This window comes from Rhizobium azibense, assembly GCF_004342325.1.
Taxonomy (GTDB): Bacteria; Pseudomonadota; Alphaproteobacteria; order Rhizobiales; family Rhizobiaceae; genus Rhizobium; species Rhizobium etli_B.
In genome coordinates this window covers 59,885-76,971 of record NZ_SMBJ01000001.1, presented here as the reverse complement: position 1 = coordinate 76,971, position 17,087 = coordinate 59,885, and the positions used below count along the sequence as shown (strand labels likewise).

Sequence of the window (17,087 nt, the reverse complement as noted above, 5' to 3'; positions counted from 1 at the left end):
TCTCTTCAACCGACGTTATCCTTCGCTGTAAAGAAGCAAGGATCCAGGTGATGCAAACGACCCAACTCGACATCGTTCCGTTCGGTACCCAACATCTCGAAGGTGCGCTGGCGCTTTCGCGTCAGGCCGGCTGGCCACACAGGCTGGGGGATTGGGAAATGGCACTTGCATTGAGCACAGGCTTCGTCGTCCTGGAGAACAACAAGGTCGTGGGCACTACACTCACGACACACTTCGGAGGCTGCGCCACGATAAATATGGTCATCGTTGCTGAAGCCATGCGCGGACTGGGCCTCGGCCGCCGGCTGATGGATGCCGGCCTTAATGCTGCTCGCGGAGAGCCGTGCAGACTGGTCGCGACCGAGGAAGGCCTGCCGCTCTATGAAAAGGTGGGCTTTCGTCAAGTCGGAGACATTCTGCAATGTCAGGGCGTCTGCGCAGCCGTGCAGGCACCCATCGATGTCGAGTGGATGCAATCTGGCGATCTCGCGGAAATAGCGGCGCTGGACAAAGCCGCGTTCGGCGCTGATCGCAGTAAGCTGATTTCCTATATGAAGGATATCGGCCGGTTTGCCGTGATCCGGCGCGGTGGACATGTCGCAGGCTTCGGGGCAACGCGTGCGTTCGGGCGCGGCGAGGTCATCGGTCCCGTAGTGGCGGAGAATGCCGAGGATGCCCGCAAGCTCATCTTGTTCCAAATAGCGGCTCGACGCGACAGATTTCTTCGCATCGACACACCCAAGGACTTTGGTTTGTCGCAATGGCTGGCCGAACGTGGACTTATCCATGTCGGCGGAGCGACGGCGATGCAGCGCGGCGGCCAAGCCAATCTCTCTCCCCGCGTCAAAACCTTTGCCCTGGCCAATCAGGCTTTCGGCTGAATCGGAGACAAAGATGCTCAGCAATTCTCTCATAGAACTCGATCGCAATCATCTCGTTCATCCGGTGGCCTCCTACCGCGCCCACGAAAAATTAGGCGTGCGCGTTCTATCCTCGGCCTCGGGCGCAACCGTGACCGACACGACCGGCCACCAGCTCATCGATGGCTTTGCGGGCCTCTGGTGCGTGAATGCAGGCTATGGTCATGACAGCATCATCGAAGCGGCCGCGCGGCAGATGCGGGAATTGCCCTATGCCACGGCTTACTTCGGCCTCGGCTCGGAACCAGCGATCCGGCTTGCAGCCGAGCTTGCTGAGCGGTCTCCCGGCGATCTGAATCATGTCTATTTCACCCTTGGCGGGTCGGACGCCATCGACAGCACCGTTCGTTTCATCCGCTATTATTATCATGCCAAGGGGGCGCCGCAGAAAGACCAATTCATTTCGCTCGAACAAGGCTATCACGGCTCCTCGACCGTGGGCGCAGGGTTGACCGCGCTTCCGGCCTTTCATGCCGGCTTCGGCATTCCCTTCGAGTGGCAGCATAAGATCCCCTCGCACTACGCCTATCGTAATCCGGTCGGGACCGACCCGCAGGCGATCATCGCCGCGTCGAAGCAGGCCCTGCGGCGCAAGGTAGAGGAAATCGGCGCCGAGCGCGTAGCAGCATTTTACGCCGAACCGATCCAGGGCTCGGGTGGAGTATTGGTGCCGCCGACGGGCTGGATGAAGGCTATGCGCGAGCTTTGCCGCGAACTGGACATCCTGTTCATCGCCGACGAAGTGATTACGGGCTTCGGGCGCACCGGGCCGCTCTTCGCCTGCAGCGAAGATGACATCGTTCCGGACTTCCTCACGGTCGCCAAGGGCCTGACCTCGGGCTATGTGCCAATGGGCGCTGTCTTCATGACCGAGCACGTTTATAATACAATTGCAAACGGCGCAGGTGCCTCCCTAGTGGGGCATGGCTATACCTATTCTGCCCATCCCGTAAGCGCGGCGGTCGCGCTCGAGGTTTTGCGCCTCTACGAGGGCGGGCTCCTGGAAAATGGCCGCAGGGCCGGTAAACGATTAATGGAGGGGCTGCAGAGCCTTGCCGACCATCCCCTCGTCGGCGACATCAGAGGCCGAGGCATGCTGGCGGCTATCGAGCTTGTTACGGATAAGACGAAGAAGACGCCGCTTCCGATCGCGGCCGACCCTTCCCGCCGGATTTTCGACCGGGCATGGGACAACGGCCTCATCATTCGCGCCTTCGGCAATGGTGTGCTTGGCTATGCGCCGCCGCTTTGCTGCACTGACGGCGATATCGACGCCATTGTCGATCGGACGCGGAAGTCGCTCGACCAGACCCTCGAGGACAGGGATGTCAGGGTCCTCATGACTTGACGCGCGAGAGAGACTTGGTCACTTCCGGCAGCTCGGAATGGCCCCGCTTAGTAGTAGCCTCTCGAAATTTGCTGGCCTTTGCCAGCTCACAAGGGAAAGAGGCTGGTCAGCGGCAGGTGCGATTTGACGATCGGCGATTTCAGCACGACATAGCTGAAATATCGGTCGATGCCGATATCCATGTCGATGACACGCTCCATGATCTCCTGGTATTCCGCGATGCCGCTGGTGACGAACTTGATCAGGTAATCGTAGCCGCCGGAAATCAGGTGGCATTCTATGACGGAGTCGATCTTTTCGACGGTTGATAGGAAGCGCGCGAAATCGATCTGCCGGTGGTTCTTCAAGGTGATTTCGGTGAACACCGTCATGGTCTGACCGAGCTTGGCGGTGTTGATTAGCGCGGAATAGCCGTCGATATAGCCTTCGGACTGCAGCTTTTTCACCCGCATCAGGCATGGGCTTGGCGACAAGTGAACCAATTCGGCGAGTTCCACATTGGTGATCCGACCGTTCTTCTGCAGTTCGTAGAGAATCTTGATGTCGATACGGTCGAGCTTCATGCGGCCTCCCCCGGGGCCATTTGAGCCCCGCCTATCAGTAGATTATGCCAAAGAGCATAACACAGCTTCCCACGTTTTCCATTTTTGCAGGAAAACGTCCAGCCGGCATAAATGGTTGTACTTGCCGTCAATTGCAGAACATTATTTCGTTCGCGCCTGAATTCAGCGCGCCACTTAGGCGGAGCCCGCAATAGGATGGATTTGCCTCAACGGAGATGATCCATGCCCGCGCCACTCGTTCGTGTAGAAACAATGGCTTCTCAGCCAGAAGCAGCAGACGTGGTCGTCATCGGTGGCGGGATTGTCGGTGTCTTCGCGGCCTATTACCTGGTCCGCCGCGGCCTCAAGGTGGTGCTTGTCGAAAAGGGCCTGATCGGTGCTGAGCAATCGAGCCGCAATTGGGGCTGGTGCCGTCAACAGAACCGTGACGCCCGCGAACTGCCGATCGCCACCAAGAGTCTCGATCTTTGGGACCGGTTCGCCGCCGAAGCGGGAGAAGACACGGGTTTCCGCCGCTGCGGACTTCTATATCTTTCCAACAGGGACAAGGAACTGGAGGGCTGGGCGCGATGGCGGGACTTCGCCCGCACCGTCGGGGTGACCACTTTCATGCTGTCCTCCCTTGAGGCGACCGAGCGCGGGAAAGCCACCGGCAAGCCGTGGAAAGGCGGTGTCTTCTCGCCATCTGACGGCACCGCCGATCCGTCCAAGGCAGCGCCAGCCGTTGCGCGCGCGATCGTCAATGCGGGCGGCATCGTCCTCCAGAATTGCGCCGCCCGTGGCATTGAAACAACTGGTGGTCAGCTCTCGGCCGTCATCACCGAAAAGGGCACCATCCGGACCAAAATCGCCGTACTTGCCGGCGGCGCGTGGGCTTCGTCGTTCTGCAACAACTTGGATGTGCGTTTTCCTCAAGCTTCAGTCCGTTCTTCGATCTTATCCGTAAAACCCGGTGTCGAGGGTCTGCCGGATGCGCTCCACACCACGGAGGTCTCGACGACGCGGCGTGCGGATGGCGGCTACACGCTGGCGATCAGCGGCCGAGCCAGAGTCGACGTTACGGCGCAGCAGATCCGGTTTGCCCGATATTTCGTGCCGATGTTCGCCCGCCGCTGGCGGAACCTTGCACCCGGCGGGCTTGAAGGGTGGCGCTCGGGACATGAATCGCTCACGCGCTGGCGGCTCGACGAACGCACACCCATGGAGCGGATGCGCATTCTGGATCCGGCTGCGGATGAGAGCACTATCGCCGAAATACTCCGCCGGGCCCGGCATTTGCTGCCGGCTCTCGCAAAGGCCAGGATCGCGTCGAAATGGGCGGGCTATATCGACAGCACTCCCGATGGTGTACCCGCGGTGGGCGAAATTCCCAGCATTCCTGGCTTCATTCTCGCCGCCGGCTTTAGCGGGCACGGCTTTGGTATCGGCCCCGGTGCGGGCCATCTGATCGCAGATATCGTCACCGGACGCTCGCCCCTTGTCGACCCTGTTCCCTACAGGCCAGAGCGTCTCACCGCCTCCGCCTGGGGCAAAGTGGCTGAGTTTTAGCGCTTTCTGGGCGGTTGCAGGTTCGCTGCAACTGAAGTTCGTTCAGCGATGCAAGGTGGCCGCCGCGTGCTTCCTGAAAGGAGGCATCGCCCGCGACCGCGACTGCAAGTCTCAGTTGCGCCGAAACCGGAAGATGGAACTGCTCCGCAACAAGTCCGATTTACTTGGTCAGCAGACCTCTGGTCCGCTAGAGTCCCAATTTCCACCTGGCCGCAGACCGAAAAACCGGAAACGTTTATCTCTAGTAAGCTGATGCATCTGGAGCGCCTATGATGAAGCCGAGCGGATCAACCGAGGCAGTGAGAATAGAGGACCTTGACGACGCGGGGCTGGTTGAACACGCGCGACAGCGTGACGCCGCCGCATTCTGGCTAATCATCAAGCGCCACAATCAGCGGCTTCACCGGGTCGCCCGCGCCGTCCTGAATGACGACGCCGAAGCGGAGGACGTACTTCAGGACACCTATATCCACGCCTTCACACATCTGGCCGAATTCCGCGCGGAGGCGCGGCTGTCGACTTGGCTCACCCGGATCGCGCTGAACGAGGCGCTGGGACGAATCCGCAAGAGGCGACCCACCGTAGACGCGAAGGCCATCGAAGGCATGGTCGCTCCGTTCAGCGCACACAAGCCTGATCCCGAAGAGGCGGCCGCTCTCGCTGAAATCCGCGGCCTCCTGGAGCGAGCCGTCGGTGACTTGCCAGAGCCCTTTCGCATCGTCTTTGTCATGCGCGACGTCGAGGAAATGAGCATTGAGGAAACGGCTTTTCTTTTGGCATTGCGACCTCAGACAGTGAGCACCCGTCTTTATCGCGCACGCCGGCTGCTCCGCGAGGCGCTGCAGGACAAGCTCGCCACCGTGTTCACGGATACGTTTCTCTTCGCTGGCGCTCGTTGTGACCGCCTCGCGCAATCAGTCCTCGATCAGCTCGCAGTCCGGCTGGTTCGAAAGGATACTCATCTGTTGAACGCAACGACTGAGCGCACGTAGACGCCGTCCACGCCGAGATTACGCCGGCTCTTTTCGCAGCGCCTTTGTCGCGGGACACGGGAATATTTTGGCGGCCCGGACCATCTAATGGTCAGGCAAATGCATTCGGTGCCGCGGTGCTGACAGCGGTGTTGAATCAACAAACAAGGAGACCGCCATGCAAGGCGCACTTCACCTATCCCGGCGTCAGTCGCTTCAGGGACTTATCGTACTCGGTGCCGGAGCGGCACTCAGCGGAATCGCGCGGCCTTCTCCGGTATTGGCACAGGACATATCGGACGAGGACATTTTCCGCTTTGCGCTCAACCTCGAATATATGGAGGCTGAATATTACCTCCGCGGCACCACCGGAAAAGGCATCGACGCAGCCGATGCCGGTTCGAAACCCGGTGACGTCGTTGGTGGAAAGCAAGTTTCTTTCGAAACGCCCGCCATCGGCGAATTCATGCAGGAAGTCGCGGAAAACGAACTGGCGCACGTCCGCTTCTACCGCAAGACGCTTGGAACCGACGCGGTTGACCGGCCGGCCATCGATTTCGGTGCGGGCTTCAAAGCCGTCGCGGAAGCAGCGGGCCTCGGGCCGGACTTCGACCCCTTCGGCAACGAGACGAACTTCGTTCTCGGCGGGATGTTGTTCGAGGATGTCGGCGTCACCGCCTATGCCGGTGCGACGACAGTTCTGAAGAACAAGGACTTCCTCGCCGCAGCCGCAGGCATCCTGGCGGTCGAGGCCTATCACATGGGAATGGCGCGATCTACGCTATACCGAAAGGGGGAGGAAGCCTGGAAGGCGGCCAACGCTGTCTCCGATGCCCGAGACAAAATCGACGGATCAGACGATAAGGACCAGGGGATCCAGGGGGACGGAAAAGCCAACATCGTTCCCTCGACGCCCGATGCGATCGCGTTCACCAGAACGCCGCAGGAGGTGCTCCGGATCGTCTACCTCACCGACAAGGACGGAGTGAGCAAGGGCGGCTTCTATCCGGAAGGGATGAACGGTACGCTCAAGACCACCTGAGCCAGTTGCGACGAGTGACGATTGGCCACCGGAAACTGAGCGGATTGGTCTCCGCTGCTCTCGGAAAGGACCATGATAAGGATCATGATGTGAACCACGGATCGGCAGCTTAAGGCCGAGTGCTGTCTCGCCGCAAGTTGAGACCGGTGCGGCGATTGCCAGCGCCGGCGAGCCTCAGCTTGTGTGTCTCGACCGATGGCAGCCGGAAAGACAACCAAGCGCTGGCGCTTTACCAGGACACCCCAAGTCGCGGGGGAACGCTGCGCTGGGTTTACCCATCTCCTAGAGCCGAACGGCTGTGAGATCGTTGGCGGTGCAAACAGCGCAAATGGCTGGTGTCGTTTCACGAGCCGCTGCCGGCCTGATACATAAGTTGCAGTCTCCCGCCTTATGTCTCGAGCCGGGAGCAACGCGACGTCAGCTTCCACGTCCGTCGTGGAAGATGAGGGAGGTTGCGATCAGTCCGGAATCCTGAACGTGAACGTCTCGGGGATGACGCTGGCGGGTTCCAGGCCGCGCTTGCCGGTGTCGCGGCGATCTCCTCAGCCGTGCGCGAAAGCCCGAATACGTCGAAGTTCTCCGCAATCCTCAATGGTCTATTTTAACGGGGCACGTCATCATGGGGCTGCTACCGAATGCCGGCCGCTGGACGGCGCCTGGGGTTTGCCGCTAAAGATCGGACCGCGCGGCGGCTATGCCTGTCTTGTTCGAGGACCGCCTGGTACGAATCTTGCGCCCGGGCGCCACCAACGATGGTGGTGCATCGGCGAGTGCCTCGCGGGCAGCCGAGGTCAAGGTGGTGGCAACGAAATCCGCCTCCCGAAGCGTGGGCGGTTGCCTTTTCTCCTGGTTTTCCACCCAAAGGACCGCGCCGACGCGTATGGCTGGGTATGTGCGCTTGAACCGACGAACAAGTATGCTGGCGTGCCTTGCCGAGTCCTCGTTGAGGAAGCAAACCACAATGGCGTTCGATTGTTTCGGAACGAGGCTCATGGCGCGGCGATTGGGGATGTCAGAATGCCTCGCTGCGACCACCTCGGCTCCCTGTACCTGAAGAACCTGGGCGAGCATCGCAGCCGACGCGTCGTCGAGCGGCCCCCTGCCTCCGATGCAGAAGACGGTCTTGCCACGTCCGTCAGGTAGTTCGCTTTCATCTCCATTGCCTTCCTTAGGGGGGGTGCTGGGCCGAGCTGCCGATTCCTTCTCCTTCTGTTCTTCTTCTCCCTCCTCTTCCTCTTCTTCCTGCGCGATTTCCGCAAGGTTCGAGACCAGTGTGATGGCGGTCCCGAACACCTGTTCCATCTGCTCCGCGGTCAAGACGCCTCGACGCCTATCCTTTTCCGCGAGTAGAAGAGCGGGAATGGCAACTTTGCCGTAGTAATCCTCCAGATAATCCTCCTCAAGGAATTCCTCAGCGTAATCGGTCGCCTCGTCGGGATCGCCGGCAAGAAGCCGCTGGTAAAGCCGCTCCTTGGGATCGAGCACCGGGTCACTACCAAAAACGACCTCAAGGAACTCGAACTGCGGGACATACCGCCCCAACACTGCCAGACACACGGTCAGCGGCGTGGACAGTACGAGACCGACTGGTCCCCATAGCCATGCCCAAAAAATCGCCGCGACGATGATTGCCAGCGGGGAGAGTCCGGTACGAGAACCATAGAGCCAGGGCTCGACGACGTTGTTGCTGGTCAATTCCAGCACGAGGAAGATGGCCCCAACCCAGAGAACAAGGCTCCAGCCAGGGTCAACTGCAAAGGCCAGGAACAGCGGCAGAATCGTCGCGATTACAGGCCCGATATAAGGGACAAATCGAAGGACGATGGCTAGCATGCCCCACAGCGCTGGATTTGGAATGCCAACCGCCCACAGGCCGATCGCCAAGGGGACGCCGTAAGCGCAATTCACCACCAGCTGCATAAGAAGATACCGCGCGACCCGGCTACCCGCCTCCTGGATAGCTTCTGTTGTGCGATGCAGATCTCCATAGCCTACGAGCCGTATAAAGCGATCGCGAAGCTCTTCCCGCTCTAAAAGCATGAATATTACGACGACGATGATCAAGCCCAATGAGGCGATGGGGCCGAGCAGAGGACCAATCAGGCTAGTAAGCGTTTCGATTGGTCTGCTAGGCGCGAATATTTCGACGAGCAGGGGCTCCCTTGGTCTTGATCCGGTACCTGGAGCAATTGGGCGCTCCTCGGCGTTGCTGAGCTCTCGACCGACGCTCTCAACGACGGACGTCAGGCGCCGCACAATACCGCTATCGGTTCCACTTTCCTGGAGAGACCGAATTTTTGCTATGATGTTGCCCTGGTAGGCCGGAAGGTTCTGGGCAACTTCGGCAACGTGTCCCGCTACGACAAGCCCGAACAGGACGAGGACAAGAAAAGCGATCACGACAGTGACTATTACCGCCGGAATACGGGGCAGGCCAAGCTTTCGAAGACGAGAGGAGATGGGAGCCAACGCGAACGTCAACAGGACTGCGATTGCTAGAGGAAGAAGAACGTCCTTGCCGAAATACAAAATGGCGATAACCGCGAGTACACTCGCGAAGGCAGGCATGCGTGAAGGGGAGGATGGCGAGGTCGAATAGACGCGACGGGGGCCGAGCTCATTTTCCAATTCCGCCTCCGTGATCTTGGCGTCGCTCGAAGACATCGATGTGTCGGCCGTTCTCACCAAGTCTTTTGCAATTAGGGCGCAGATCGGCCTCGGCAATGGTTGTGGCGTACCACCTTGACGGCCTTAGGGCATCGTGTGCGGGACGTGATCGCACGGGCAAAGGGACCCGCAGCAAAAGCTCCCAACAAATGGCCAGGTGGGCGAAATGTGCGCGAGCGAGCTGCCGATCGAGGTTGGCATGGAGGCAGCCAGTATCTCCCATCACTTTCCCAGCAAGCCTGAGGATTGTGGCACTGTATTGGAATTGGATCGTCCCCAAGGGGCGCCTGACGGAGTAGCGGCACTCCTCCTCCGAGCCGCTGTTCAAATCTCTCGAAAAGCCTGCCGCACCTCCTCCCGCGGCAGGCTTTTTCGGATCAGTTCTTCGAGATCGAAAGGCTTGCCCCACCTTTCCAAGGATGACCAAGCCGTCAATCCTTCCGGATCGGGTGGGGTAACACCTCGCATACTGACGCCCTCACGCACCAACTCACGGATGAAACGGCCTATATCTTCATTACCAACCCGCGTGATCACCGCGAGACAATGTGGCGCTGCGGCCCGCATCAGCTCGTGATGCTGGCTGACAACTCAATGATATGATCGGGGAGGCGGCCGCCCCTCCTTAAATTGCCTGCGGCTGGTAGTCTGCTGGCGCGCTGGGCATGACACCCTGAAGAAGGGCGACTGATTTTTCCAAGCCTTCCAGCGAGTTCAAAAGCACGTCCTCGTGTTCGATCGACAGCCAGCCATCATATCCTGCCATCTTCAGGCGATAGCAAAACTGGCGCCACCATTCCTCCCCATGTCCGAAACCGAGCGTGATGTACGACCAGCTACGGGCGGGAATGTCCATCAGGCTGCCATTCTCCAAAAGGCCGGTTACGGCCTGCTTGGGGGCGTTGAGGATGGTATCCTTCGCATGGACGTGATAGATCGCGTCCCCTAGCGCCTCTGCTGCGATCAGGGGATCCGCGCCCATCCAGAACAAATGGGAAGGATCCAGATTTGCGCCCACCATAGGCCCCACAGCCTGGCGCAGCTTCAAGAGGGAGGGAACATTGTAGACGCACTGGTTGCCATGGAGCTCAAGCGCAATTCGCTCGACGCCATTTTCCTTCGCAAGTGCGACGATTTCGTTCCAGAAGGGAAGGAGCCTTTCCTCCCATTGATAACGCAGAATAGCCTGTGTTTCCGGTGGCCAGGACGAGACAACCCAGTTCGGCATCGTGTCGTTCGGGCTGCCAGCAGGCAGTCCAGACATGGTGCATACGGTCTTTACACCCATTTCGCCCGCAATACGTATCGTATCCTTTAGACCTTCACCCTGCATCGTGTCTGTGGGATGTAACGGGTTGCCATTTGCATTGAGGCTGATCACCTCGAGGCCCCGTTCAGAAAACTTTTCCAGGAAGGATTTTTGGGCCGTCTTATTCCCGAGCAAGGCCTTCAGATTGAAGTGAGGAGCGGTCGACCAGCCGCATGTATTGACCTCGACGCCCGACACGCCCATACGCTTTGCGTGTTCGAGCATTTCAGTCAGTGGCAAGCCGCCGAGGCTGTCGGATACAAAACCCAATTTCATGCGTAAAACTCCGGCTTATTGATCATCTCGACGGCGACTTTGCGCCCTGTGATTAATGCTTTGACGCCAGCCTCCGCGGCAATGGCAGCGCAGTATCCATCCCAGCAGCTGGAGGCGAGTTCGGGAAAGTTTCCGGATTCGACAAAACGAAGGAATGCACGATTCTGCCGCCGATAGGCGTCAAAATACCGGCCACGCCAGTCGGCGTCGTATCCGGTATGCTGCCCGAGCGCTTGGTCGAGGCGCGTGAACGCAACCTGGTTCATCGAAATGGCTGCTTTCTCACCGACGAGCTCGGCGCGGACATCGTAACCATAGGCGGCGTTATTGTTGATCTCGATGTTTACAAGCTGGCCATCTGCTGTCTCCAGCACCATGACCACGGGAGCGACGAGGGCATCGGATCGTCTCGGCTGAAACGCGGAGATGGACACAAACTCGGTTCCCAACACATGGCGAACGACGTCGAACTCGTGCGGCGCCGAATTGGTAATCGCCATGGCACCTGTAAAGTCCGACGCGGGCGTTTCCACGTTTCGATGGAAGTTGTGCATCATCAGAGCGCGGCCGGTCGCGCCACTTTTGAGAGCCCGTTGCATCTCGACATAGGATTGATCATAACGGCGCATAAAGCCGATCTGCACGAATTTGGCGCCGGCAGCCATTTCGGCCTTTATCACCTTCAGGCACTCGTCAGAAGATTGCGACAGGGGCTTCTCGCAAAGAATTTTTTTTCGTGCTGCAATACAGGCGAGGGACAGCGGCGCATGCGTGAAGTCGGGGCTTGCCACAATTACGGCATCAACATCATCGCGGTTGATTGCGGCTTGGGGGTCGCTGACAACGTCAACGGCGCCGTACAGGTTAGCTACGTCGCGAGCTCGGGCTTCATCCATGTCGCAGACGAGCTGAAGTGTCGCGCCCTGCATCTCTTCCGCAACGATCTTTGCGTGATCCGCGCCCATCAGGCCTGCGCCGATAACTGCGATTCTAACTGTCATGGTTTTTCCTGTGTTTCGGAAGGGCTGATGGCAATTTAACAAGATTTGCGTGCCGGGAACGAATTCCCGACACGCCTCGGGAGGCATTACTTCTTGGTGAATTGGTCGACATTGTCCTTGGTGATCGACGCGAAGGGGACGAGTTTCTCAGCCGGCGGCTGTTCGCCCTTTTTGACGCCTTTGACAACCTCAAAGGCGGCCTTTGCCTGGCCAGCAGCATCCTGAAAGATCGTCTGGGACATTTCTCCTGCCTTAATGGCCGTCAGTGCATCCGGTACGCCGTCCACGCCTGAAATCAGGACGCCCTTGAGACGGCCGGCACCTTTGAGAGCTTCGAGAGCACCGAGCGCCATCTGGTCGTTGGCGGCGATGATACCGTCAAACTCCGGGAAACTCTGGATCCAATCTTCCGTAACCTTCATGCCTTCGGCTCGGTCATAGTTCGCCGACAGGCTGGCGAGAGTCGTCACATCGGAACGACCAAGGGCCTCTTCGAAACCCTTCTTACGTTCCTGCGTATGCGACAGGCCCGGCGTGCCTTCGAGATAGAGAATCTTCCCGTCCTTCGGCAGGTACGCCTTCATGTATTCGCCCTGAAGACGGCCCGCGTCGATATTCTTGGAACCGACGAAGGTGTACTTCCCGCCAGCCGACTGGATGCCGAGCGCAATAACCGGGATTCCAGCCGCGTTGGCCTTCTCGACGCCTGGGACAATACCCTGATAATCGACTGGAACAACAACGATGGCATCCACCTTCTGAGCGATGAAATTGTCGATCTGGTCGAGCTGCTTGCTGGCGTCGTTGTTGGCATCGGAGAAGTTGACTTCGACGGCCGGATCGGACTTGGCAGCTTCGATGAAGGCGTTCTTGCGGGCCATTACGAAGACGTCGGTGTCGGCCATATTAGCGTAGCCGACGACGAACTTGTCAGCGGCAAAGGTTGCACCAGCAGACAGAGCGGAAACCGAGACTGCGCAGGCAAGCGCGAGTTTAGCGATGAGTTTCATAGGGTCCTCCCAATTGAAATGAGTTCACGTCCACGCGCCAATTGGCGCACACAGAGATGGTCCTGGCCGCGTTTGCGGTGCGGCCTGAACAGCGTCAGGTCTTCTTCTTACTGCGGGCCGACTTTGTCCAAACATCAAGGATGACCGCGATCGCAATGATCAGTCCCTTGATGATCTGCTGCCAGTAAGAACTGACATTTAGGAGATTAAGGATGTTGTTGATGACACCGATGATCATCGCACCAATAATCGTTCCGGTGATCGTTCCGGTACCGCCCATGAGGCTGGTGCCACCGACGACGACGGCCGTAATCGCATCGAACTCGTAACCGACACCACCGGCCGGCTGTCCAGAATTGATGCGTGACATGAGGACGATGCCAGCGACCGCGCAAAGGATTCCGTTGAAGATGAATGCCCTGACGACGATGCTGTCGGGATTGATGCCAGAGGCACGGGCCGCCCTTTCGTTGCCGCCGACCGCATAGACGTATCGCCCGAACTTTGTCTTGTTGAGCAAGACCCACGAGGCGATCACAAAGACGACCAGAATGAGGACCGAGATCGGGATCGGTCCAAATGACCCTTGGCCGATGATTTTGAAGTCACCAAGACCCGTGATCGGTGAGCCGCCCGTGTAGAGCAGGACCCCACCGCGAGCGACTGTCGTCATCGCAAGCGTCATAATAAAGGACGGGATGCGAAAGAAGGTGATGACGAAGCCATTGATAAGGCCTGTAAAGATGCCGACGGCGATGCCGGCAGCAACGGCCAGGATGACGCTTCCCGTCATAGCCATGACACTTGTCGCAATTACCCCGCAAAGTGCGAGGACGGATCCAAGCGACACGTCGATATGCCCAAGGATAATAATGAAGGTGACACCGCAGGCGAGCAGACTGACGACCACGACCTGGCGAAGCACGTTCGTCAAGTTGGCTTCAGTCAAAAATGTGGGGCTCAGGAGCGACGCAAGGATACAGATGCCGATAAAGATCAGCATCGTCCCGTACCTGCGGTAAATTTGCGCAAAGTTCAGGCTGGTCGCTGAGGATGAAGCTTTTGCGCCATCCTTCTCGATTTTGGTTGCCGTTTCCATCGACATCAGTGTCCTCCGGTTGCGAGGCGCATGATATTTTCCTGCGTCGCCTCGCTTCTTGTCAGTTCGCCCGCCACCCGGCCCTCGCTCATGACTACGACGCGATCGCTCATCCCGAGAACCTCAGGCAGTTCCGACGAAATCATGATGATCGCCAGGCCTTGGCGAGCGAACTCTGTCATCAGTTTGTGGATTTCCGACTTGGAGCCAACGTCGATCCCACGCGTCGGTTCGTCCAGGATCAGAAGCTTGAGATCGCCCAACAGCCATTTTGCCAGCACGATCTTTTGCTGATTGCCGCCGCTCAAGTTCTCGACGATCATCTCCGTGTTCGGCGTCTTGATCTTGAGCATCTCGATCATACGCTGAGCAGCACTTTCCTCTTGGCGCTCACTGATAAACAAGCCGGAGGCAAACTTCTTCAGATTGGCCAAAGAAATATTCTCCCCGACTGACCGGCAGAGCACGAGCCCCTCGGCCTTCCGGTCCTCCGAAACCATGGCGATGCCGTGCCGAATTGCATCGGTCGGAGAGCAGATCTTGATCGGCGTGCAATTGAGTCGAATAGTCCCGGCGTCGCACTTGTCGAGCCCGAAAATCACGCGGGCGACTTCCGTTCGTCCGGCACCGATCAATCCTGCCAATCCAACAATCTCGCCCGCGCGCACCGTCAGATTGACATCTTCGAAGACACCGGCGCGGCTGACATTCTCAAGGGACAGAACGACGTCGCCAATCGGCACATCATCTTTCGGGAAGATACTTGAAATGGTCCGGCCAACCATTTGAGAGATCAGCTTGGCTTCGGTGTAGTCGGTGGACGGCCCGGTCGCGATGAACTCACCATCCCGCATGACGGTGATATCGTCGGCAATCTGGAAAATTTCATCCATTTTATGGGTGATATAGATGATCGCGACGCCGTTCGACTTCAGGTCCGCGATCTGCTGGAATAGCATTGCCACTTCCGTGTCGCTGATCGCAGACGTCGGCTCATCCATGATGACCAGTGACGCGTCCCGCGAGATCGCTTTCACGATTTCGATCAGTTGCATGGCAGCGATTGAAAGATCTCGCATTCTGGCGTGGGCGGAATATTTGAGCCCCAACCGATCGAGAAGTTTCTGGGTATCGGAATTCATTTGGTTGAAGTCGACGAATGAGGCGAAGACGCCCGTTTTACCGACCGTCGGTTCACGGCCGAGGAAAATGTTCTCGGCGATCGTCATGTCGAGGACAGGGCTGAGTTCCTGGTGGATCATCGAGATGCCGCGATCCAAAGCGGCCGCAGCATTTTGGTGATCAAGCTTTTCACCTTGAAAGAAAATCTCACCTTCATCGATGGTGTAGATGCCGCTCAGGATCTTCATCAGGGTGGACTTGCCGGCACCGTTTTCGCCGACTAGAACGTGCACGCTGCCTGGTCGAACTCTCAAGTTCATACCATCGAGTGCACGAACGCCCGGGAAAGACTTGGTAATTCCTCGCATTTCAAGGACATACTCGCTCTTGGCTGCAGCCGGGGTAGTCGCCGGCGATCCTCCAGCAAATGTCATTTGGATAGTCCTCCAGACCTCAGGCTCTCCCAAGCCCGGCGCCAGCTGGCGTCTTTTCAATGTCGCTTTCATGTCTTTTTCTTCATTTTCTGTCAATTTCGGTCTAGGAGTTTCTTTCAAAATCGTTCAGAGTGCCTTTCATGAAATGGGAGAATGTGGCATGGCGCGGCCGACGATTGCCGATCTGGCGAAAGAAGCAAATGTGGGGATCTCTACTGTTGATCGGGTCATTAACGGACGCCATCCAGTGCGGCCAAAAACGGCTGAAATGGTCCTTGAAGCAGCCGAGCGCATCGGGTTTCACGGCCTGACGGCGATCAAACGACGCATCGAGGCGGACAAACCGGTGATCAAATTTGGCTTTCTGCTCAAGCAGCAGCACCGAAAGCTCTACCAGATGTGGAGCGAGCTATTGACGAAGTCTGTTGAAGCCTTTCCTCACGCCCATGGGAGAGCAATTGTGCGCTTTATGGACGACCTCAGTCCAGACAAGGCAGCCGCCGCAATTCACGACCTCAGCCGGGAAGCTGATGTGATTGGGATGATTACGTCGGATCACCCCCAGGTCAATCATGCGGTTGCCGACCTTGCCGCTGACGGCATCCCCGTCGTGACGATGATCTCTGACTTATCGGCGCCGGAGAGAGCGGGTTTCGTAGGGAATGATTGCGCGAAGAAGGGGAGGACCGCAGCTTGGTTCATTGCTCACCTCAACGCAAGGCCTGGTGAGGTAGCTGTCTTCGTAGGCAGCCATCGATATCTAGCGCAGGAGCTATGCGAGATGGGCTTCAGGTCGTATTTCCGCGAAACCGCGCCCAAGTTCCAAATGCTTGAGACATTGGCGACGATGGAGGAGCCTGAGACTGCGTATCAATTCACCAAGCAACTCTTAGCGTCCCAAGAGCGCTGGGTAGGCCTTTATGTTGCGGGAGGCGGCGTGACAGGTGTCATGCGAGCCTTACAGGAGGACCGTGGTCCCGCAGCTCAGAGGTTGGTTGTAGTGGCCCATGAACTGACGAACGAAACGCGTGCGGGCTTAGCGGAAGGACTGCTGAAGGTTGTCCTTTCGCATCCTGCACGGCAACTGACAGAGACATTAGTGCGCGCTATGGGAGATGCCGCCATGAACAAAGGAGAGCCGAGTGGAATGACGCAAAATGTGCTTCCCTTTGACATTTACACGGCTGCAAATATTTGAGGAGAGAGGTTCCGATTATCTCGATGACCAACGGACTGTCCGTGAAAGCGGTGTCCACAGACAAGTCGTACCGACTGCAAGGCTGTGTTCCATAAATACACTTACGCCGCGAACGGTGATCTCAGGATTTCCCGGACCTCTTTCACAGCCGACAGCAGTGTGCGCACCTTGACCCACCCTTCGCCTGATAATCACCAGCACCTGCGCCAATGACGATCCTGTTTTCTATCTCCAAGTCGTCACAAGCCACAAAGAAGCCGCGCTCAGCTTGTGGAGCGCTGGCACGCTTGACCTCGATTGCCACCTTAGGCTTTCCAGCGTGTTCAATAACAAGGTCGATCTCGGCACCATCGGCAGTCCCGCAGAAGAATGGCGCCACGTCTGGACCGGCTGCGAGGATAAGCGTCTCTAGCACAAAACCTTCTCGGTCCAACGACGGGATGACCTAACATCTATGTGCGCGACAGTGGGCTCGTACATGCTCTCCTGGAAATCGGAACGCTTAACCAATTGGACGCTTGCCAAAATTACCGCTCCATGGCTGAAGTCGGCGAACCAGCATGAGATCAACAAGGAGAT

Annotated in this window: 14 protein-coding genes; 6 read left to right on the top strand and 8 right to left on the bottom strand. The window is 58.0% G+C overall.

Annotation, left to right across the window (positions count from 1 at the left end):
- The first annotated feature begins 50 nt into the window (after positions 1 to 50).
- Both EV130_RS00355 and EV130_RS00350 read left to right on the top strand, forming a co-directional pair.
- Positions 51 to 881 (top strand): GNAT family N-acetyltransferase, encoded by an 831-nt coding sequence (locus EV130_RS00355; RefSeq protein ID WP_132658894.1) that lies wholly within the window; start codon positions 51 to 53, stop codon positions 879 to 881.
- Positions 882 to 894: 13 nt separating this feature from the next.
- On the top strand, positions 895 to 2,268 hold the full coding sequence (locus EV130_RS00350; RefSeq protein ID WP_074065384.1) for an aspartate aminotransferase family protein: 1,374 nt from the start codon (positions 895 to 897) through the stop codon (positions 2,266 to 2,268).
- 86 nt (positions 2,269 to 2,354) lie between these two features.
- Here EV130_RS00350 and EV130_RS00345 read toward each other — a convergent pair whose 3' ends face one another.
- Positions 2,355 to 2,831 (bottom strand): Lrp/AsnC family transcriptional regulator, encoded by a 477-nt coding sequence (locus EV130_RS00345; protein ID WP_074065383.1) that lies wholly within the window; start codon positions 2,829 to 2,831, stop codon positions 2,355 to 2,357.
- A gap of 222 nt (positions 2,832 to 3,053) precedes the next feature.
- On the opposite strand from EV130_RS00345, the gene EV130_RS00340 reads away from it, so the two are divergent.
- The 3 genes from EV130_RS00340 (at position 3,054) to EV130_RS00330 (ending at position 6,392) form a co-directional block, all read left to right on the top strand.
- Positions 3,054 to 4,379 carry an NAD(P)/FAD-dependent oxidoreductase gene (locus EV130_RS00340; RefSeq protein WP_132658892.1) on the top strand — a complete coding sequence of 442 codons (1,326 nt, stop codon included), beginning with the start codon at positions 3,054 to 3,056 and terminating at the stop codon, positions 4,377 to 4,379.
- 269 nt (positions 4,380 to 4,648) lie between these two features.
- Positions 4,649 to 5,371, top strand: coding sequence for an RNA polymerase sigma factor (locus EV130_RS00335; protein WP_132549855.1), 723 nt, complete (start codon positions 4,649 to 4,651; stop codon positions 5,369 to 5,371).
- Positions 5,372 to 5,528: 157 nt separating this feature from the next.
- Positions 5,529 to 6,392, top strand: coding sequence for a ferritin-like domain-containing protein (locus tag EV130_RS00330; protein WP_132549858.1), 864 nt, complete (start codon positions 5,529 to 5,531; stop codon positions 6,390 to 6,392).
- Between the two features lie 669 nt (positions 6,393 to 7,061).
- Here the strand turns inward: EV130_RS00330 and EV130_RS00325 are convergent.
- The 6 genes from EV130_RS00325 to EV130_RS00295 all read right to left on the bottom strand — a co-directional run bounded on the left by EV130_RS00325 (position 7,062) and on the right by EV130_RS00295 (position 15,310).
- Positions 7,062 to 9,056, bottom strand: a complete 1,995-nt coding sequence (locus EV130_RS00325; protein ID WP_207900839.1) for an AI-2E family transporter — start codon at positions 9,054 to 9,056, stop codon at positions 7,062 to 7,064.
- Positions 9,057 to 9,684: 628 nt separating this feature from the next.
- Positions 9,685 to 10,644 carry a sugar phosphate isomerase/epimerase family protein gene (locus EV130_RS00315; protein WP_074065376.1) on the bottom strand — a complete coding sequence of 320 codons (960 nt, stop codon included), beginning with the start codon at positions 10,642 to 10,644 and terminating at the stop codon, positions 9,685 to 9,687.
- Entirely contained in the window at positions 10,641 to 11,645 is a 1,005-nt protein-coding gene (locus EV130_RS00310) for a Gfo/Idh/MocA family oxidoreductase (RefSeq protein WP_132550076.1), read from the bottom strand. The genes EV130_RS00315 and EV130_RS00310 overlap by 4 nt, the downstream gene beginning before the upstream one ends.
- Positions 11,646 to 11,731: 86 nt before the next feature.
- Entirely contained in the window at positions 11,732 to 12,655 is a 924-nt protein-coding gene (locus EV130_RS00305) for a sugar ABC transporter substrate-binding protein (protein ID WP_132658886.1), read from the bottom strand.
- Positions 12,656 to 12,749: 94 nt separating this feature from the next.
- A complete protein-coding gene (locus EV130_RS00300; protein ID WP_425375559.1) occupies positions 12,750 to 13,658 on the bottom strand; it encodes an ABC transporter permease in 909 nt (302 codons plus the stop codon).
- Positions 13,659 to 13,759: 101 nt separating this feature from the next.
- Positions 13,760 to 15,310 (bottom strand): sugar ABC transporter ATP-binding protein, encoded by a 1,551-nt coding sequence (locus EV130_RS00295; protein ID WP_425375503.1) that lies wholly within the window; start codon positions 15,308 to 15,310, stop codon positions 13,760 to 13,762.
- A 70-nt stretch (positions 15,311 to 15,380) separates the two neighbouring features.
- On the opposite strand from EV130_RS00295, the gene EV130_RS00290 reads away from it, so the two are divergent.
- Positions 15,381 to 16,508, top strand: coding sequence for a LacI family DNA-binding transcriptional regulator (locus EV130_RS00290; protein WP_237358624.1), 1,128 nt, complete (start codon positions 15,381 to 15,383; stop codon positions 16,506 to 16,508).
- A 142-nt stretch (positions 16,509 to 16,650) separates the two neighbouring features.
- Here EV130_RS00290 and EV130_RS34365 read toward each other — a convergent pair whose 3' ends face one another.
- Positions 16,651 to 16,887, bottom strand: a complete 237-nt coding sequence (locus EV130_RS34365; protein ID WP_483475592.1) for a hypothetical protein — start codon at positions 16,885 to 16,887, stop codon at positions 16,651 to 16,653.
- Between the last annotated feature and the right edge of the window lie 200 nt (positions 16,888 to 17,087).